This window comes from Hymenobacter armeniacus (genome assembly GCF_014699055.1).
Taxonomy (GTDB): domain Bacteria; phylum Bacteroidota; class Bacteroidia; order Cytophagales; family Hymenobacteraceae; genus Hymenobacter; species Hymenobacter armeniacus.
On the sequence record NZ_JACXAC010000005.1, the window covers coordinates 613,035 to 631,201 of the forward strand.

Here is an 18,167-nt window from a genome sequence, read left to right on the forward strand (position 1 = left end):
CACTCAGCGCAACAGCCCGCTCACCTGCTCCACCAGCACGGGCACGCTCAGGCCGCCCATTATCAGCACCACCACCCAGCCGGCGGCCAGCATCCAGCGCGGGTGCCGGTAGCCGCGCATCAGGCGGCGGTTGGTGGCGGCTATGAGGATAATGGCCAGCGCAATGGGCAGGATGAGGCCGTTGACGGCCCCGGCCAGCACCAGCAGCTGCGCGGGCTTGCCCACCAGCACAAATACCGCGGTGGAAAGCACGATGAACACCGAGATGCACACCCGCTCATAGCGCGCAAAAACGGGGTGGAAGGTTTTGAAAAACGACACCGACGTGTAGCCCGCGCCCACCACCGAAGAAATGGCCGCGCTCCACAAAATGACCCCAAACACCCGGAAGCCCACCTCGCCCGCCGCCGAGCGGAACACGCCCGCCGCGGGGTTGTCCTTGTCGAGCACGGCGCCGTGGCTGAGCACGCCTACAATGGCCAGAAACAGCACAAACCGCATGACGGTGGAAATAACAATGCCGCTGAGGGCGCTGCGCGTCACTTCCGCCTGGTGGTCGGGCCCTTTGATGCCGGCGTCGAGCAGCCGGTGCGCGCCCGAAAACGTGATGTAGCCGCCCACGGTGCCGCCCACAATGGTCACGATGGACGCCGCGCTCACCTTCACGGGCAGTAGCGTGTGGTGCAGCGCCTGCAGCACCGGCGGGTGCGCGCTGATGGCAATGCCCAGCGTGAGCAGAATCTTGACCGTGCCGAGAATCTTGGTGAAGCCGTCGAGCATCTTCCCGATTTCCTGCACCCAGAACAACAGCAGCGCCACCGCGCAGCTTATTATGGCGCCCTGCTCGAAGCTGAGGCCCGTGAGCACGTTCAGGCCCAGGCCGCAGCCGGCGATGTTGCCGATGTTGAAGGCAAATCCGCCCAGGATGACCATGGCCGCCAGAAAGTAGCCCAGGCCCGGCAGCAACTGGTTGGAAAGGTCCTGCGCCCGCAACTCGCTCACCGTGAGAATGCGCCAGGTGTTGAGCTGGGCGCCGATGTCGAGCAGCACCGATACCAGAATGACGAACCCGAAGCTGGTGAGCAGCTGCTGGGTAAACACCGTGGTCTGGGTCAGGAAACCCGGTCCGATGGACGAGTTGGCCATCAAAAAAGCGGCGCCGAGCGTGGCCCCGCCCCACCAGCGGGCCTTGGGCGGCGGCCTCATGGGGCCACGGCCGGGCGGCCGGCCTGTAGCTGCACCCCCGCGGCCTTCAGCTCGGCGTGCAGGCGCTGGGCAAATTCCAGGGCATGGGCGCCGTCGCCGTGCAGGCACACGGTGTCGGCCCGAATGGCGACGTCCTGGCCCTGCTGCGCGCGCACCTGGCCGTGCTGCACCATGCGCAGCACCTGCGCAATGGCCGCCTCGGCGCTGCCAATGAGGGCGTCGGGCTGGCGGCGCGGGGTGAGGGTGCCGTTGGCCTGGTAGGTGCGGTCGGCGAAGACTTCGTGGGCCGTGCGCAGGCCCAGCTTTTCGCCGGCTTTGGTCAGCTCCGAGCCGGCCAGGCCGTAGAGCGTCAGCTCGGGCTGCACCTTATACACAGCTGCGGCAATGGCCTCGGCCAGGGCGGCGTTGGTGGCGGCCATGTTGTAGAGGGCGCCGTGGGGCTTGAGGTGGTGCAGCTGGCCGCCTTCGGCCCGGGCCACGGCGTGCAAGGCCCCGAGCTGGTACACCGTCAGGTCGAACGCTTCTTCGGGCGAAATGTCCAGGTTGCGCCGGCCAAAACCGACCAAATCGGGCAGGCCGGGGTGGGCGCCCAGGGCCACGCTGTGCTGCAGGGCCGCGCGCACGGTGCGCTTCATCACGCCGGGGTCGCCGGCGTGAAAGCCGCAGGCAATGTTGGCCGAGGTGATGAACGGCATGAGGGCCTCGTCGTGCCCCAGGGTCCAGGCCCCGAAGCTTTCGCCCATGTCGCAGTTAAGGTCAACGGTAAGAGGTGGGAGCATATTTATGAATTATGAAAACAAAATGGCACGTCATGCTGAGCTTGTCGAAGCATCTCTACCGCGCAACGCAATTCAATCGAGCGGTTTACTGCTGCGGTAGAGATGCTTCGACAAGCTCAGCATGACGTGCTGCTAGCTGCCAAAAACTGTTTCCACGGCCCGCTGCAACGCCCGCAGCCGCCGCTCCTGCGCAAGGTACAGCGCCTGCGCCTCGACCAACGAAACTTCCCGAAAGCGAATGCTTTGCCCCGGCCGCACCTGCGCCAGCACCGAAAAATCGGCGGTGATAACCTGGGCCATGCGCGGGTATCCTCCCGTGGTTTGGTGGTCGGCCATGAGCACAATGGGCTGGCCCCCGGCCGGCACCTGCACCGTCCCAAACGTGACGGCGCTGGACAACAGCTCGACCTGCGTTTGGCGCTCCAGCACCGGGCCATGCAGCCGGTAGCCCATGCGGTCGGCCTCCGTTGTCACCGTAAAAGGCTGCTGCCAGAAAGCGCGGCGGCTTTCCGGCGTAAACTGCTCGTATTCCGGGCCAGCCATTGCCCGAATGGTTGGATTAGGCAAGGGCGCGGGGCACAGCGCCGGGCCGGGAGTCCAGCGGGCCGGCGCCCAGGCTGCTGAAGCAGCCGAAGCTGCCAGCGCGGCCATCAGCTGCTGGCCCGTCGGCGTTGGGCCGGCCACGAAAAGCACATCGCCCGCCCGCAGCGCCCGGCCGCGAAAGCCGCCAAAGCCTGCTCGCAGGTAGGTAGCCCGGCTGCCCAGCACCGGCGGCACGTCGATACCACCCGAAACCGCCAGGTAGGCCCGGCTGCCCGCCACGGCCGCGCCAAAGGCTAGCTCCGTGCCCGCCGCCACCCACACTGGCCGGTGCATTCCGACCGGCCGGCCGTTGAGGGTGGGGGAGAGGTGCGCGCCGGTGAGGGCGATGAGGTGGTCGGTTTCAAAGCGCAGGCGAGGGCCCAGCAGCGTGATTTCGAGGACGGCGGCGTGGTCGGGGTTGCCCACCAGCAGGTTGGCCACGCGCAGGGCGGTGGCGTCCATGGCCCCGCTCACCAGGATGCCGTCTTGCTGGTAGCCGTGCCGGCCGAGGTCTTGCACGGTGGTGAGCAGGCCGGGGCGCAAAACGCTAATGCTCATGCTGCTGGAGGTGGTAAAATTCGGCTTCGTCAATCGGCACGAAGCGCAGCCGCTGGCCGGCTTGCAGCAAGCTGGGCCGTGCCCATTCGGGGCTGAACAGCCGCCGCGGGGTGCGCCCGATGAGCTGCCAGCCGCCCGGCGTGGGCAGGGAATAGATGCCGGTTTGGGCCCCTGCAATGCCCACGGCCCCGGCCGGCACCAGGGCCCGCGGCTCGGCTTTGCGCGGGGCGGCCAGCCGCTCATCGAGCCCGCCCAAGTAGGGGAAGCCGGGCGCAAAGCCTATCAGGTGCACCAGGTAGTCGGGGGCTGAGTGCCGGGCAATAACCTCGCCCGGGGGCAGGCCCGTGTGGGCCGCCACGAAAGCCAGGTCGGGCCCGAACTCGCCGCCGTAGCACACCGGGATTTCCACCAGGTCCGTGCCCGCTTCTCCTGCGGCGGCCTGGGCCGCGGGCAGCAGCTGGTGCAGGATTTCGGCCACCCGCTCGTAGGGCTGGTGGCGGCCGTTTTCGCTCAACACCCACGGGTCGTAGTACACGGTGAGCGTGGTGAAGGCGGGCACCAGCTCGCGCAGCCCCGGGAAGGGGTACTCCGTCAGGTAGCGGCTCACGGCCTGGATGGCGCGGTGAATGGCGGGGCTGATGCCGTGGCCGAATTCCAGCACCACGGCCGCGTCGCCCAGCGGAAACAGCCGCACGTCGGCGGCCCGGGGCGCAGGCGGTTGGGGGGCAGTGCTCACGGGCTGGCGGTTATTTTTGAAGCTCTTCCTACCGAGCTTTTCGTTGATGATTTTCAGCTTCCGTAAATATGGCAGGGCCGGTGGGCTTCTGCTGGCCGTGGCGGCCGGCGCCTGCCAGCGCCAACCGGTGTTGCAAACCGCCGTGCCTCCTGCCTCACCCGCCCCGCCCCGCGCCCTGCCGCCCGTCGAAAAAGGTGTTTCGGAAACGCTGGCCACGGCGCGCAAGCAAAACATCAGCCGCGTTGCCTACGGCCTTCGCCTAAGTATTCCGGCCCAGAAAGCGGAGCCCATTGCCGCGGAAGAAACGGCGTCGTTCACGCTGCGCGACAACCTCGACCCCGTGCAGCTCGACTTCAAGGCGCCCACGGCCAACCTGCATGGCCTCACGGTGAACGGGCAGACCGTCGAAATCGACCACCGCAACGAACACCTGGTGTTACCCGCCAGCGCGCTGAAAGTGGGCCGCAACGAGGTCAATATCAGCTTCGCGGCCGGCGAGCAGTCGCTCAATCGCAACGCCGACTACCTCTACACGCTGCTGGTGCCCGACCGCGCCCGCACGGTGTTTCCGGTCTTCGACCAGCCCGATTTGAAGGCCTCGTTCACACTGGCCCTCACGGTGCCCGCCGGTTGGAAAGCCGTGGGCAATGCGCCGGTGCGCGACTCGGTGCTCAACGTTGGTCCTAGTCCGTCCAAACGCTACACCTTCGCCCCTTCCGACAGCATCAGCACCTACCTGTTTTCCTTCGCGGCGGGCAAGTTCGCGCGGCTAAACCGCACGCTCAACGGCCGCCCGATGAGCTTCCTGCACCGCGAAACCGACCCGGCCAAGCTGCGCCTCAGCCTCGGCCCCATCTTCCAGCTGCACGCCGATGCGCTGCAGTTTATGGAGCAGTACACGGGTATCAAGTACCCGTTTCAGAAGTTTGATTTCGTGGCCATTCCGGATTTTCAGTACGGCGGCATGGAGCACGTCGGGGCCATCGATTACAAGGCCTCGACCTTGTTTCTGGACGAGGGCGCCACACAGGACCAAGTGCTAGAGCGCGCCAACGTGGTGTCGCACGAAACGGCGCACATGTGGTTCGGCGACTTGGTGACCATGCGCTGGTTCAACGACGTGTGGATGAAGGAGGTGTTTGCCAACTTCATGGCCGATAAAATCACGCAGGTGGCCGTCAAAAATTCGAACTACGACCTCAAGTTCGTCATCGACCATTACCCCGCCGCCTACGGCATCGACCGCACGGCCGGCGCCAACCCCATCCGCCAGCCGCTGGCCAACCTGCAGGACGCGGGCTCGCTCTACGGCAACATCATCTACCACAAAGCGCCCATCATGATGCGCCAGTTGGAGCGCCTGATGGGCCCCGAAGCCTTCCGGGCCGGCCTGCAGGAATACCTGCGCCAATACGCCCACGGCAACGCCACCTGGCCCGACCTCATCGCCATCCTCGATGCCCGCACGCCCGCCGACCTGCAGGCCTGGAACCAGGTGTGGGTGAACCAGCCCGGCCGGCCGGTGTTCAGCTACCGCATCAGCGGCGGCCACGACCAGCGCTACGGTCTGTACGTGACGCAAACGGCCGAGGACGGCTCCGACCGCCTGTGGCCGCAGGAGTTTGAGGTGCTGGTTGAATCGGCCAGCGGCGAGCAGCAGCAGCTGAGCGTGAAAATGGACGGCTCGGAAAAGGGCATCCGGATTCCGTTTTTGCCGAAGCGCATCGTGTTCAATTCCACGGGCGTGGGCTACGGCGTGTTTCCGGTGGCGCCGGCGCTGCTGCCGGGCCTCACCGAAATAAAAAGCCCCGCGGCCCGCGCCGCCACCTACGTCAACCTCTACGAAAACATGCTCCGCGGCGATGGCGTCAAGCCGCTGGAACTACTGAAGACGTACCGCCAGGCCCTCACCCGCGAGCCCGAAGAGCTGAACCTGAAGCTGCTCACGGGCCAGGCCAGCGCCATTTTCTGGCAGTTTCTGAGCCCGGCCCAGCGGCTGGCCGTGGGGCCGGGGCTGGAAGCCGACCTGTGGGCGGCCATGCAGAAGAACCCCGCGCCCAACTCCAAGAAGCAGCTGTTCAAAACCTATCAGTCGGTGGCCCTGACCAAGGCGGCGCAAACTCGACTCTACGGCATCTGGCAAGCCGAAAAAGCCCCCGTCGGCGTGAAGCTGACCGAGGACGACTACACCGCGCTGGCCCTGGCGCTGGCCGTGCGCGACTACCCCGCCGCCGCGCCCATTCTGCCCGCGCAGCTGGCCCGCATCAAAAACGAGGACCGCCGCCTGCGCCTGCAATACCTCATGCCCGCCCTGGCGCCCGATGCGGCCACGCGCGACGCCTTCTTTGCCACTCTCAAAGACAAAAAAGGCCGCAAAAAAGAAGCCTGGGTGACTTCGGCGCTGGGCTACCTGCACCACCCGCTGCGGCAGGCTACGTCGGAGAAATACCTGCCGGCCAGCCTCGATTTGCTGGAAGAAATCCAGCTCACGGGCGACATTTTCTTTCCCTATTCCTGGCTGCAGGCCACATTGGGCAGCTACCAAACGGCGAGTGCCGCTGCCACGGTGCGCACTTTCCTAGCCGCCCACCCCGACTACCACCCCAAGCTGCGGGCCAAGCTGTTGCAAGCGGCCGACGACCTGTTTCGGGCCGAGAAGCTGGTGCGGTAAGCCATGAGAGGGATATAGACACGCGACCCTTCGCGTCTCGGCGTAAAACGATAATACCGTCATGACTTGCAAATGACACACCAACGGCGCCGCTGCCAAGCCGCGAAGTGTCGCGTCTCTACATTCCCATGCTTGCAACGCCGGCCCGGTGCTACTTTCGGGCGGGTACAACCGCCCGCCCCCACGTCGTGTCCATGAAAAACCGTACCGCCCTCGGCCTGCTGGCCACTGGCCTGCTGCTGGCTTCCCGCCCGGCCCTGCCGCCCGCCGACGCCCTCAAAACCGAAGCGCTTCAGGACTTGCAGGCGCATTACACCGAGTACCAGCAGGTGGCGCAACGCATCTGGGGCTTTGCCGAGGTGGGCTACAAGGAAACCAAAAGCTCAGCGCTGCTGCAGGAGCAGCTGCGCAAAAACGGCTTCACGGTGCAGGCCGGCGTGGCCGACATGCCCACGGCCTTCGTGGCCACCTACGGCAGCGGCGAGCCGGTCATCGGCATTCTGGCCGAGTACGATGCGCTGCCGGGGTTGGCCCAGCAAGCGGTGGCCGACAAAACCGCCATTGCCGGCCAGGATGCCGGCCACGGCTGCGGGCACAACCTCTTCGGCACGGCCAGCGTGGCGGCGGGCATTGCCCTGAAAAAGCTGCTGAAGGAAGGCAAGCTGCGCGGCACCGTGAAGGTGTACGGCTGCCCGGCCGAGGAAGGCGGCAGCGGCAAGGTGTACCTGGTGCGCGCTGGCTTGTTCCAAGGCGTGGATGCGGTGCTGCACTGGCACCCGAGCAGCGAAAACGCCACCATGGCCGGCAAGTTCATCGCCAACACCTCGGCCAAATTCCGCTTCCACGGCATCGCAGCGCACGCGGCCGGCGCGCCCGAGCGCGGCCGTAGCTCCCTCGACGGCGTGGAGGCGATGGACAACATGGTGAACCTGATGCGCGAACACGTGCCCCAGGAAACGCGCATTCACTACGTCATCACCAACGGCGGCAAGGCGCCCAACGTGGTGCCCGACTTTGCTGAGGTGTATTACTACGTGCGCCACCCCAACCGGGCCGAGGTGCAGGCCGTGTTCGAGCGGGTGGTGAAAGCTGCGGAAGGCGCTGCCTTGGGCACCGGCACTACCATGGACTACGAAATCATCGGCGGCACCCACGATTTGCTTGTGAACGAAACCCTGGCTCGCGCCCTGCAGCGCAACCTGGAGCAGGTGGGCGGCGTCGCCTACACGGCCGAGGAAACCGCATTTGGCCAGAAAATTCAGGCGTCGCTGGGCGTGCCGGCGCCACCGGTGGTGCAGGCCGCAGAGGTGGCGCCCTACCAGGTGCGGAGCTTGGGCGGCAGCTCCGACGTGGGCGACGTGAGCTACGTGGTGCCCACCGTGGGCCTCTCGGCTGCCACCTGGGTGCCCGGCACGCCCGCGCACAGCTGGCAGGCCGTGGCGTGCAGCGGCAAGGAAATTGGCATCAAAGGCATGATGGTGGCCGCCAAAACCATGGCCCTCACCGGCATCGACCTGTTCACTTCTCCTGACCTGCTGACCAAAGCCAAAGCCGAGCTCAAGCAGCAGGTGGGCGACTACGCGTACAAGCCCCTGCTCGGCGACCGCAAGCCCGCCCTCAACTACCGCGACTAGCCCGCCGGGCTAGGGCCGCCAGCGAAACGACTGCGCATCGATGGCGCGCATGGTGCACAGCACGCCGTCGAGGTGGTCGCACTCGTGCTGCAGCAGCTCCGAGAGCGCGCCCTGCACCGGCCACACCTGCGGCTGCCAGTGCTCGTCGCGGTAGCGCACCGTGAGGGACTGGTGCCGCCGCACGCGCACCAGCAGGTTAGGAAAACTCATGCAGTCGTCCCAGAGCTCAAACAGGTCGTCGCTGGCGTCGGTCAGCTCGGGGTTGAGCAGCACCAAGGGCCGGTCGAGGTTGAGGTACACCAGCCGCTTCATGATGCCGAGCTGCGGCGCCGCAATGCCCCGCCCGAAGCCGTACTTGGCGCGCACTTCGTTCATCACGTGGTGCAGGTCGGCCACCCAGCCGGCTACCCGCGGCAAGTCGGCTTCCGTCACGGGCTCGCACACCTCGTAGAGGCGCGGGTCGCCGAGCAGGACCATGTCAGCCAGGGTTTTCATGGCGAAGGCTTTGGGATGAGTCAGGCGTAAGTCAGCGGCTTTTCCAGCACCAGCAGCGTGAGCGGCTGCCGGGGAATGCCGAAGCGCGGGTCGGTGGGGAAGGGCTCGGTGGCGCCGGTTTGGCGGTAGCCTTGGCGCTCGTAGTAGGCAATGAGCTCCGCACGGACGGAGATGACGGTCATCTTGCTCACGGTGCAGCTGTGCTGGCGCCCGTAGTCTTCGGCGGCCCGAATGAGGAACTTGCCCACACCGCGCGCTTGGCCCTGGGGCTCCACAGCCAGCATGCCCAGGTATACTTTCTCGCCCGTGGCGTGGGCGTAGAAGCTGCCCAGCAGCTCGTCGTTTTCGTCCAGGCACATCAGAATGGCGGCACCGGGCACCGCCAGCATTTCGCGCAGACCTTCCTCGTCGATGCGCTGGCCATCGAGCAGATGCGCCTCCGTGGTCCAGCCCTGGCGCGATGAGTCGCCGCGGTAGGCGCGGTTCACAAGGCGGGCGAGGCGGGGTACGTCGGAAGGGGTAGCGGTGGCAAGTTTCATGGCACAAAAATACGGCGGCCCATTTTCGGGAAAGGGTCTATTGCCGCAGAAAATGACCCAAATCCGACACGCTGGCAATGCCCAGCTGCCGGGCCTGCCGCTGCCGCATCAGCAGGGCGTAGGTGTTGTTGAAGCCCAGCGGCGCCAGCCACTCCAGCTGGTAGCGCCGACGGAACTCCCGCCGCACGTAGCCCAGCACCGCCGCCGGCTGGCCGCCCAGCGAATCGACCACGGCGGGCGTGGGCTGTAGCAGCACCAGCAGGCCGGTGCCGGTGTATTCGGGGTAGAGGTCGATGGCGCCGGTGCGCAGCGCTTCGAAGCAGATGGTGGTGCCGCCCAGGCCGGTTTTGGTTTGCACGGCCAGGTCGGTGTAGCCGCGAATCAGGGCCGCGTACATCTCAATCAGGATGTATTGCTCGGCAAAAATCTTGGAGCCCAGGCGCACCACCGGGGCGCCCGGCGCGGCGGCCCGCGGCGCCCGCCACAAGCCCCGGCGCCGCAGATAGGCTTCGGCAATGGCTTTGGGGTCTTGGTGCAGGTAGTCGGCCCGGTAGTTCAGGTTAGTCATGGCCGAGTCGGATATCAGGCCATTGAGGCGCGCCAGCACGGGCGCCAGTTCGGGGTGCTGCAGCAGCAGGGCCGGGCGCACCACCGGCACGGCGTAGTAGGGCGGAAACACGCGGCGGTCGTCGCGCAGCACCCGCAGGTCGTAGGCCCGGATGCGGCCGTCGGTGGAGTAGCCGTCGATGACGTCGACATCGGCGTGGCGGGCGGCTTCGTACACCAGCGCGGGGGCCAGCACCACGCTGGGCAGGCGCCGCAGTCCGTAGGTTTTGGTGAGGCTGGGCAGGCCATCGGCCCGGCCCACAAACTCGGGGCTGAACCCGGCCAACAGCTTGCCGGTGGCGCGGGGCAGCAGGTAGAGCGCACCCAGCAGCGGCAGCACCACCAGCAGCGCGGTGCCCACCTGGCCCAGGCGGCGGGTGCTCAGCCGCTGCACGCCGCCCAGCAGCGCATCGAAAGCCAGCGCCAGCCCGGCCGCCGGCAGTGCCCCGGCCAGAATCATGACCGGGTTGTTGAGGGCAATGCCCCCAAAAATGAATTCGCCCAACCCGCCGGCCGCCACGTAGGCGGCCAGCGTGGCCACCCCCACGTTTATCACCGTGGCCGTGCGGATGCCCGCCATGAGCACCGGCAAGGCCAGCGGCAGCTCTACCTGGCGCAGCACCTGCGCATCGGTCAGGCCCAGGCCACGGGCGGCTTCCACCACGGCCGGCGGCACGCCCTGAATGCCCGCCAGCGTGTTGCGAATGATGGGCAGCAGCGAATACAGAAACAGCGCGAAGATGGCCGGCTTCGGCCCGATGCCCAGCAGCGGAATCAGAAAGCCGAGCAGGGCAATGCTGGGCACCGTTTGGAGCACGCCGGCCAGGCCCAGCACCGCCGGCGCCCAGCGCGGCCGGCGCGACAACAGCAGCCCGAGCGGCACGCCCAGCAACACCCCCAGCAGCAGCGAGCCTGCCGTGAGGCCGATGTGCTGCAGCGTTTGCTCGCCCAGCTTGCCGGCCTGCTCGCGCCAGAAAACGAACAGGGCGCTTAGCGTTTCCATGCGTCCTCCTCTCGTTGCAGGGCGTCGCCGAAGGCCGCCATGAGCTGGGCCATGGTAAAGGAAGCGGCCGCTTGGTCGCCGGTGGTCAGGGCTTCCAAGGCCTCGTTTACCGTGGTGCTTGTGGTGAAGGATGCGCCGCTGGCCTGGCGCGTGTTATCGGGAAATACGTCGCCCAAAGTCAGGGTGCGCAGCTGCAAGGCCAGGCGTTCGGCCGCGAAAAAGCGGCGCACGAAGTCATTGGCGGGCCGAAACAGCAGCTCGCGCGGCGTGCCCAGCTGCTGCACCTGGCCGGCATCGAGCAGCAAAATTTGGTCGGCCAGCTCGAAGGCTTCCGTCACGTCGTGCGTCACGAGTACCACGGTTTTGCGGCGCAGCTCCTCCAACTCCCGAAACTCGCGCCGGATGCTGGCCCGCGTGATGGGGTCGAGGGCGCCAAAGGGCTCGTCGAGCAGCACGATGGGTGGGTCGGCGGCCAGGGCGCGGGCCAGGCCCACGCGCTGCTGCTGCCCGCCCGAGAGCTGGTGCGGGTACTGTCCGGCGTAGCGCGCGGGCGGCAGGTGCAGCCGGGCCAGCAGCGCCGTGGTGCGCTCGGCAATGGCGGCTGGCGCCTGGCCCAGCAGGCGCGGCACCACGGCCACGTTTTCGGCCACGGTGTAGTGCGGCAGCAGCCCCACCTGCTGAATGACGTAGCCCATGCCGCGCCGCAGGGCTTCGGGGCGCTGGTGCCGCACGTCTTGGTCGTTGATTTCGACGGTGCCGGCGTCGGGCTCAATCAGGCGGTTGAGCATTTTGAGCAGCGTGGTTTTGCCGCAGCCGCTGGGACCCAGCAGCACCAGCGTGTGGCCCGCCGCCAGCTCAAACGACACTTCCCGCACCACGGCGTGCGCGCCAAAGCGCTTGCTAAGACTGGAAACGCGGATAACCGGGGGTAAGGAATCGGGCATACGGCAGCAAGGTAAACCCAACGGGCCACCCAACGTTGGGGCTGCTGCCCAGCACTCCAAGGACGCCGGCTACCAGAGCCGGATGTCGGTGATGCCGGCCGGAATGGGCGCTTGCTCGCTGAAGCCCAGCACGCACCAGTTGGGCTGCACGCCGAAGGCGCCGCCCTCCAGCACGTAGCTCACCCAGCGCGTGACGGTACGGCCGGTGAATTGCCCGCTGTCGGGGTCGAACTCGCGCAGGATGAGCATGTCGCCGACCTGAAAATTTCGGTCGTTTTCGCGCACATCAAACGGTTTGTTGCCGGCCTTGGCGGCGGCGAAGCACGAGGGCCAGGTTTTGAGCTCGTGGGTTTGGCGTTGGCCGGGGTTCTGAATTTGGAACTGCGGCACAAACGGCTCGGGAAAGGAGGTATGCGAATTCATGGGATGGGTCGTTGAGAGGAAGCTGCCGGCCGGGAGGCCGCCGCATGGGCGGGCGTCGGTGGGGGGACTTAGGCTTCGAAGGTGAAGGCTTGGTTTTTCTCAAGATAAGCAAAAAACCAGGCCAAGATGATTCAACGCAAAGGAAATCAGGATAGTTCCGGTCGAAAACATGGGAGCGGACAGCCGCGGGCTCTGCCGCAATCAACGGCTTTGCCAGGTTTCACAATCGATTGAACGGCCTGCGTTACCGGTTTTCGCCAGGTCGGTAAGCGCGGCGCTGGGCCGGCTAAGTCGCCGTTTCGAGCGCTTCCATAAATTGATAAAAAAATGAGGGATTGGCGAAGCCGAACCTCAAAGATGCGTCCAATTATTGGCTTGTGGCTTCCAGGCGCTGGCCGCTAGTTCAGCCCCACCTTGCCTTTCATCGACTCAAACAGCTTGACGGAATCGAACCCCACGCCGTTTTTAAAGACAATTTCCATCTGCCGCACCTGCTGAATGTCCTTCTCGGGGTCGCCATTGATGAGCACCAGGTCGGCCTGTTTGCCGGCCTCGATGGTGCCGATTTCCTTGTCGCGGCCCAGGTAGATGGCCCCGTTCAGGGTGCCGATTTTGATGGCCTGTACCGGCGTAAACCCTTCTTCGACCAGCAGTTCCAGCTGGCGGCGGTTGGAATATCCGGCAATGGTGCGCCCCGCGCCGGTGGGGTCGGTGCCGGCCACCAGCAGGCCGCCGGCGTCGTGAAACTGCTTCTCCCAAGCCATGTTCTTCTTGAACAGCCGCACGCTGGCGGTGTCCTTTTGCTGGTTTTGCTGCCAAGTGGCCCGCTCGCGCTCCTGCAGCTGCGGAATCAGCGACTCCAGCCCGCCGCCCAGCACCACTTCGCGCCCGGTGTAGGGCTCAAACACGGTGAGCGTGGAGGTGAGCGCCACGTGCTTGCTGACCAGAAACTTGATGAGGCTGGCCATGTCCGGGCTGTTCTGTGGCAGGCGCAGCAGGCTCTGGCGGGCGGCGGGGTAGTCGCAGGCGTCGGCGGCTTTGTTGGGCACAAAGTCGGAGCTGGCCATGAAGCCGTGCTCCAGGTTGTCGATGCCGATTTCGGCCGCCTCGCGGTAGCTGAGGGCGCAGAGGTGGCCGGTTACCTTGAGCTGGCGGGCGTGGGCCTCGCGCACCACGGCGGCCAGGTCGGCGCGGGTGGCGTGCATGTACATTTTGAACGACGTGCAGCCCTTGTCGGCCCAAAACCTGGTGGTGGCCGCCGCGTCCTCGGGGCCTTTGATGGTGTTCAGGGCCGGAATGTCCATGGCCGGCTCCTCCATGTAGGGCGCGCTCACGTCCATGTCGGGCCCAATGAGCTTGCCCTCCGAAATTAGCCGCTTGATGGCCAGGTCGGTTTGCGGCTCGATGCTGCCGGCCGTGCGGATGGTGGTGGCGCCCCCGGCCAGGTACAGCCGCGGGAAGGAATAGGGCATCTGGGCGATGTTGAAGTACGGGCCCGCTGGCATGGTGTAGTACAGGTGCTCGTGCAGCATCACCAGGCCCGGAATCAGCGTCTTGCCCGCGCAATTGATGACCTGTGCTCCGGCCGGTACTTTCACCTTTTTCGCGGGGCCCACCTGCGTGATGCGGCCATTCTGGAGCAGCACGGTTTGGTGGAGCTGGGCGGGTCGACCGGTGCCATCAATCACCTTCGCGTCGGTAAGGGCCACGGTGGATGCGCTCACCTTGATGAACTCCTGCACCTGCGGGGTAAACTGCTGGGCCTGGGCCGAGGCACCAAGGACGCAACACAGGGAAGCGGCGAGCAGGCGGCGGGAGCGTGCGAAAGGAGTCATAAGCTGAGGGAAGAATGCTGGCCCGTAGAGACGCATCTTTGCGCCCCGTCGCCCGCACCGCAAAGTCGAGTCGTTCAACGACGAGACGCAAAGATGCGTCTCTACGGGCCGGCCCGTGTCCATCGTCTTTCTCAACCTCTTCCCATGCGCAATTTTCTACTCTCCTGCCTGACGCTGCTGCTCCTCTTTCATCGGTCCGCCGCGGCCCAGATGTATTCCACCGCCGACCCCTTTGCGCACACCTTCAGCATTGTGGCGCGCGACCCGGCCACCGGCGAAATGGCCGTGGCCGTGCAAAGCCACTGGTTTTCGGTGGGCACTTCCGTGAGCTGGGGCGAGGCCGGCGTGGGCATGGTGGCCACCCAGTCGTTCACCAACAAGTCCTTCGGCCCGCGCGGGCTGGCGTTGCTGAAAAGCGGAAAATCGGCCCAGCAGGCGCTGGACGAGTTGCTGTTGAACGACGAAGGCCGCGACGTGCGCCAGGTTGCCATCCTCGACAACCAGGGCCGCGTGGCCACCCACACCGGCAAGAAGTGCGTCGACATGGCCGGCCATCAGCAGGGCAACCAGTTCTCGGTGCAGGCCAACATGATGCTCAACGCCACCGTGTGGCCCGCCATGGCCAAGGCCTACGAGCAAAACGCCCGGCTGCCCCTGGCCGAGCGGGTGCTGGCCGCGCTGGATGCCGCCCAGGCCGCGGGCGGCGACATCCGCGGCCGGCAGTCGGCGGCGCTGCTGGTGGTGCGCGGCACCGCTACCGAAGGCCCCTGGGCCGACCGCCTCGTGGACCTGCGCGTGGAAGACCACGCCGCCCCACTCGTGGAGCTGCGCCGCCTGCTCCGCCTGCAGCGCGCCTACGACCACATGAACGCCGGCGACCTGGCCGTGGAGAAAAACGACATGCCCACGGCCATCAACGAGTATCAGGCGGCCGAAAAGATGTTCCCGCAAAACCTGGAAATGAAGTACTGGCACGCCATCACGCTGGCCAACAAGCAGCAGGTGCCCGCCGCGCTGGCCTTGCTGCGCCCCATTTTCAAGCAGGAACCCAACTGGCGCGTCCTCACCCAGCGCCTGCCTAAAGTGGGCCTGCTCACGGTGACCGATGCGGAGCTGAAGCAGATTCTGGCGCTGTAGAGACGCATATTTGCGTCTCAATCCTGAACGAGGTAGAGACGCAATATTTTGCGTCTCGTCGTCCGCGCCGTTTTAAGGATTGTCGGGTTTCGTTCGCACCGCGCAGGCACAAGTCGTTCAACGACGAGACGCAATATCTTGCGTCTCTAGACCATTTATCCATGAAAAACTTTCTTTTAGTAAGCGCCGCCGCGGCTTTACTGCTCAGCCCCCGCGCCCAGGCGCAGGCGCCCCTCACGGTGCCTGCGCCCGTCAAGCAAGCCCTTGACCAAGTACAGCCGGCCGACATCAAAGCCCACATTGCCTACCTGGCCGACGACAAGCTGCAGGGCCGCAAAGCCGGCACTCCCGGCTACCAAATGGCCGTCGACTACGTGACCAAGCAGCTGAAGGACCTGGGCGCGCAGCCCGCCGGCGAAGGCGGCACCTACATCCAGAAAGTGCGCCTGCGCCGGGCTTTCCTGAAGGGCGACGCCACGTTTGCGGCCCGCGACGCCAACGGCACGGCCATGCCGCTCACGGCGGGCCAGGACTACGTGGTGTACCCCAGCCCCGAGCTGCCGGCCACCAGCGTCACGAACGCGCCGCTGGCCTTTGCCGGCTACGGCATCAGCGCGCCCGAGCTGGGCTACGACGACTACAAGGGCCTCGACGTGAAGGGCAAGATTGTGGTGATTGTGCGCGGTGCGCCGCGCACGTTTGCCTCCACCGTGGCCTCGGCCAGCCAGGATTTGGCGGGGCTGCTGAAAGCGGCCGTGCAGCACGGCGCCGTGGGCCTGATGCTGGCTTCGACCCACGCCACACCGTTGGCCAGCATCAAAACCGGAACCTACAGCGTGCTGGGGCCCAATGGCAAAGTGGCCGTGTCGCGCACCTTTGCGGCGGGCAGCAAGCAGCAGTTCTACGGCGCCGTGAGCGCCGCCACGCTGCAGCGCTTCCTGCAAACGGCCGCCCTGGATACCGCGCAGGTGTTTGCGTCCATCAAGAGCGGCAAGCCGGCGTCGGCTGCTTTGAAAACCACCGTAACGGCCAGCGCGCAGTCGACTTATCAGGACATTGAGAGCTACAACGTGGTGGGCAAGTTCACCGGCTCCGATGCCAAGTTGAAGGACGAATACGTGGTGCATTCGGCGCACCTCGACCACCTGGGCATCACGGCACCCGTGAAAGGCGACTCCATCAACAACGGCGCCCACGACAATGCCTCGGGCGTGTCCTGCGTGCTCGAAATCGCCAAAATCTACTCCAAGCTCAAGGAGAAGCCCAAGCGGACGATGCTCTTCGTGTTCATGACCGGCGAGGAATTGGGCCTGCTGGGCTCGGCCGCCTTCGCGGCCAACCCCACGGTGCCCAAGGCCAACATCGTGGCCGACGTGAACATGGACATGCCCACCCTCATTGCCCCGCTGCTGAGCGTGGTGGCCCTGGGCGCCCCGCATTCCAGCCTCATTGAGCCGGTAAAAAAGGCGGCGGCCTACATGAACGTAACCCTGGAGCAGGACCCCGAGCCCGAGCAAAACCGCTTCATCCGCAGCGACCAGTACAGCTTCGTGACCACCGGCATTCCGGCCCTGCACATCAAATACGGCAACAAAACCGCCGACGGCAAAAACAACCTCAGCGAGGAAGTGCAGAAGTGGCGCGCCGTGACCTACCACAAGCCCCAGGACGACATCAACGGCCAGTTCGATTTCGAGGCCGGCAAAAAGTACGTGCAGCTCTGCTTCCTCATCGGTTACCAAGTGGCTAACAACCCCGCACGCCCCACCTGGAACAAGGGCGACTTCTTCGGCCAGCGCTACGGCAGCCGGTAGAGACAAGTAGCAGAACAAAATCAGAAAGGCCGTCATGCTGAGCGAAGTCGAAGCATCTCTCCCTCGCAACTAATTTGATTTAGTACTGCAGTAGAGATGCTTCGACTTCGCTCAGCATGACGGCCTTATTTTATGCGATTTAGCTCTACTCCTCGTCCTCAAACTTGCCCATGGCGCCTCTTTCGTAGTCGGCAATGGCCTGCACCAACTCCTTGTTGGTGTTCATCACGAAGGGGCCGTAGGTAGCCAGCGGCTCTTCAATGGGCTCGCCGGCCAGCACCAGCACGATGCTGTCTTCGGTGGCGGTGAGGTGGGCTTCCTCGGAGTTCCAGCCCAGCACCACCAGCTGCTTGGTGGCCGCTGGGCGGTTGCCGTGCAGCAGCACATCGCCCTTCACAATGTAAAGGCCCACGTTGTAGTCCTGCGGCAGCTTAAGCGTGAACTCGCTGCCTTTGGGCAGGTGCACGTCGAGCATGGTCAGGGGGGAGAAGGTGCTGGCGGGGCCGGTCACGCCCTCGTAGCTGCCCGCGATGACGCGGATGGTGCCTTTGCCGTCGGCTGTGGGCAGGGTTTTGATTTCCGTCGACGGAATGTCTTGGTAGTTGGCGGGCGCCATCTTGTCCTTCCTGGGCATGTTCACCCAGAGCTGCACCACTTCCAGCGTACCGCCGCGGCGGGTAAATTCCTTCTCATACAGCTCCTCGTGCATGAGGCCGGCGCCGGCCGTCATCCACTGCACGTCGCCGGGGCCGATGTTGCCCTGGTGGCCGGCCGTGTCGCGGTGGGCCAGCACGCCCTGGTACATCACGGTCACGGTTTCGAAGCCGCGGTGGGGGTGGGGCGGCGAGCCCAGCGGCGTCTCGCTGGGCGCGATGGCCATGGGCCCGATGTGGTCGATGAGCAGAAAGGGGCTGAGCTGGCGGATGCGCGGCCCCGGCATGGGACTGGTCACTTGGAAGCCGTCGCCGACGGCCTTCCGGTTGCCGTCAATCACCTGAAAGATTCTTCGGAACGTGGTGGCTTGTGTGGTATCCATAAAAAGTAGGAAAAGGAGAGGGGAAAGGCCTGCTCAGGGCGGCCGTCTGGTAAAAGCGTTGGGCGTCAAAATAGTTATGCGCCGGCTGCTGCTAAACGCGCCAAAACCCGTTAGGTTTTGACCGCCTATCACAAACGGTTGCGGTAGTTTTTGGTTAAAAAGCGTTATC

Annotated in this window: 15 protein-coding genes; 4 read left to right on the plus strand and 11 right to left on the minus strand. The window is 65.5% G+C overall.

The features are described from left to right. Positions 1-3: 3 nt before the first annotated feature. The 4 genes from IC234_RS17320 to pxpB all read right to left on the minus strand — a co-directional run bounded on the left by IC234_RS17320 (position 4) and on the right by pxpB (position 3,861). The gene (locus IC234_RS17320; protein WP_223827736.1) at positions 4-1,146 is read right to left on the minus strand and encodes an NRAMP family divalent metal transporter; all 1,143 of its coding nucleotides are present in this window, start codon (positions 1,144-1,146) and stop codon (positions 4-6) included. A 56-nt stretch (positions 1,147-1,202) separates the two neighbouring features. After that, positions 1,203-1,985 (minus strand): LamB/YcsF family protein, encoded by a 783-nt coding sequence (locus IC234_RS17325; protein ID WP_190927038.1) that lies wholly within the window; start codon positions 1,983-1,985, stop codon positions 1,203-1,205. A 132-nt stretch (positions 1,986-2,117) separates the two neighbouring features. Then, positions 2,118-3,125 carry a 5-oxoprolinase subunit C family protein gene (locus IC234_RS17330; RefSeq protein WP_190927040.1) on the minus strand — a complete coding sequence of 336 codons (1,008 nt, stop codon included), beginning with the start codon at positions 3,123-3,125 and terminating at the stop codon, positions 2,118-2,120. Continuing rightward, positions 3,115-3,861: a 5-oxoprolinase subunit PxpB gene (pxpB, locus tag IC234_RS17335; protein WP_317173399.1), complete on the minus strand. Its 747-nt coding sequence runs from the start codon at positions 3,859-3,861 to the stop codon at positions 3,115-3,117. The genes IC234_RS17330 and pxpB overlap by 11 nt, the downstream gene beginning before the upstream one ends. 16 nt (positions 3,862-3,877) lie before the next feature. Between pxpB and IC234_RS17340 the strand changes: the two genes are divergently transcribed. Both IC234_RS17340 and IC234_RS17345 read left to right on the plus strand, forming a co-directional pair. Beyond that, positions 3,878-6,532 carry a M1 family aminopeptidase gene (locus tag IC234_RS17340; RefSeq protein ID WP_317173400.1) on the plus strand — a complete coding sequence of 885 codons (2,655 nt, stop codon included), beginning with the start codon at positions 3,878-3,880 and terminating at the stop codon, positions 6,530-6,532. Positions 6,533-6,726: 194 nt separating this feature from the next. Further along, on the plus strand, positions 6,727-8,166 hold the full coding sequence (locus IC234_RS17345; protein ID WP_190927042.1) for an amidohydrolase: 1,440 nt from the start codon (positions 6,727-6,729) through the stop codon (positions 8,164-8,166). 9 nt (positions 8,167-8,175) lie between these two features. Here the strand turns inward: IC234_RS17345 and IC234_RS17350 are convergent, their stop codons facing one another. The 6 genes from IC234_RS17350 to IC234_RS17375 all read right to left on the minus strand — a co-directional run bounded on the left by IC234_RS17350 (position 8,176) and on the right by IC234_RS17375 (position 14,011). Then, entirely contained in the window at positions 8,176-8,661 is a 486-nt protein-coding gene (locus IC234_RS17350; protein WP_190927044.1) for a peptide deformylase, read from the minus strand. 20 nt (positions 8,662-8,681) lie between these two features. After that, positions 8,682-9,200, minus strand: a complete 519-nt coding sequence (locus tag IC234_RS17355) for a GNAT family N-acetyltransferase (RefSeq protein WP_190927046.1) — start codon at positions 9,198-9,200, stop codon at positions 8,682-8,684. Positions 9,201-9,237: 37 nt separating this feature from the next. After that, a complete protein-coding gene (locus tag IC234_RS17360) occupies positions 9,238-10,809 on the minus strand; it encodes an ABC transporter permease/substrate-binding protein (RefSeq protein ID WP_190927049.1) in 1,572 nt (523 codons plus the stop codon). Continuing rightward, positions 10,797-11,753, minus strand: a complete 957-nt coding sequence (locus tag IC234_RS17365) for an ABC transporter ATP-binding protein (RefSeq protein ID WP_190927051.1) — start codon at positions 11,751-11,753, stop codon at positions 10,797-10,799. Before IC234_RS17365 ends, IC234_RS17360 begins: the two co-directional genes overlap by 13 nt. Positions 11,754-11,822: 69 nt before the next feature. Further along, positions 11,823-12,176 (minus strand): ASCH/PUA domain-containing protein, encoded by a 354-nt coding sequence (locus tag IC234_RS17370; protein ID WP_190927053.1) that lies wholly within the window; start codon positions 12,174-12,176, stop codon positions 11,823-11,825. Positions 12,177-12,574: 398 nt separating this feature from the next. Further along, positions 12,575-14,011 carry an amidohydrolase family protein gene (locus IC234_RS17375; RefSeq protein ID WP_190927055.1) on the minus strand — a complete coding sequence of 479 codons (1,437 nt, stop codon included), beginning with the start codon at positions 14,009-14,011 and terminating at the stop codon, positions 12,575-12,577. Between the two features lie 144 nt (positions 14,012-14,155). Between IC234_RS17375 and IC234_RS17380 the strand changes: the two genes are divergently transcribed. Continuing rightward, the gene (locus tag IC234_RS17380) at positions 14,156-15,148 is read left to right on the plus strand and encodes a DUF1028 domain-containing protein (protein WP_190927057.1); all 993 of its coding nucleotides are present in this window, start codon (positions 14,156-14,158) and stop codon (positions 15,146-15,148) included. A 161-nt stretch (positions 15,149-15,309) separates the two neighbouring features. Continuing rightward, positions 15,310-16,962, plus strand: coding sequence for a M28 family peptidase (locus IC234_RS17385; RefSeq protein ID WP_190927059.1), 1,653 nt, complete (start codon positions 15,310-15,312; stop codon positions 16,960-16,962). 145 nt (positions 16,963-17,107) lie between these two features. On the opposite strand, the gene IC234_RS17390 is transcribed toward IC234_RS17385, so the two are convergent. Beyond that, positions 17,108-17,998: a pirin family protein gene (locus tag IC234_RS17390; protein ID WP_223827737.1), complete on the minus strand. Its 891-nt coding sequence runs from the start codon at positions 17,996-17,998 to the stop codon at positions 17,108-17,110. Positions 17,999-18,167 lie beyond the last annotated feature (169 nt).

Excerpts from the sequence above, each read along its gene's own strand:
- IC234_RS17320 (WP_223827736.1), bottom strand. The coding sequence starts at position 1,146 with ATGGCCAACTCGTCCATCGGACCGGGTTTCCTGACCCAGACCACGGTG.
- IC234_RS17325 (WP_190927038.1), bottom strand. The coding sequence starts at position 1,985 with ATGCTCCCACCTCTTACCGTTGACCTTAACTGCGACATGGGCGAAAGC.
- IC234_RS17330 (WP_190927040.1), bottom strand. The coding sequence starts at position 3,125 with ATGAGCATTAGCGTTTTGCGCCCCGGCCTGCTCACCACCGTGCAAGAC.
- IC234_RS17345 (WP_190927042.1), top strand. The coding sequence starts at position 6,727 with ATGAAAAACCGTACCGCCCTCGGCCTGCTGGCCACTGGCCTGCTGCTG.
- IC234_RS17350 (WP_190927044.1), bottom strand. The coding sequence starts at position 8,661 with ATGAAAACCCTGGCTGACATGGTCCTGCTCGGCGACCCGCGCCTCTAC.
- IC234_RS17355 (WP_190927046.1), bottom strand. The coding sequence starts at position 9,200 with ATGAAACTTGCCACCGCTACCCCTTCCGACGTACCCCGCCTCGCCCGC.
- IC234_RS17360 (WP_190927049.1), bottom strand. The coding sequence starts at position 10,809 with ATGGAAACGCTAAGCGCCCTGTTCGTTTTCTGGCGCGAGCAGGCCGGC.
- IC234_RS17365 (WP_190927051.1), bottom strand. The coding sequence starts at position 11,753 with ATGCCCGATTCCTTACCCCCGGTTATCCGCGTTTCCAGTCTTAGCAAG.
- IC234_RS17370 (WP_190927053.1), bottom strand. The coding sequence starts at position 12,176 with ATGAATTCGCATACCTCCTTTCCCGAGCCGTTTGTGCCGCAGTTCCAA.
- IC234_RS17375 (WP_190927055.1), bottom strand. The coding sequence starts at position 14,011 with ATGACTCCTTTCGCACGCTCCCGCCGCCTGCTCGCCGCTTCCCTGTGT.
- IC234_RS17380 (WP_190927057.1), top strand. The coding sequence starts at position 14,156 with ATGCGCAATTTTCTACTCTCCTGCCTGACGCTGCTGCTCCTCTTTCAT.
- IC234_RS17385 (WP_190927059.1), top strand. The coding sequence starts at position 15,310 with ATGAAAAACTTTCTTTTAGTAAGCGCCGCCGCGGCTTTACTGCTCAGC.
- IC234_RS17390 (WP_223827737.1), bottom strand. The coding sequence starts at position 17,998 with ATGGATACCACACAAGCCACCACGTTCCGAAGAATCTTTCAGGTGATT.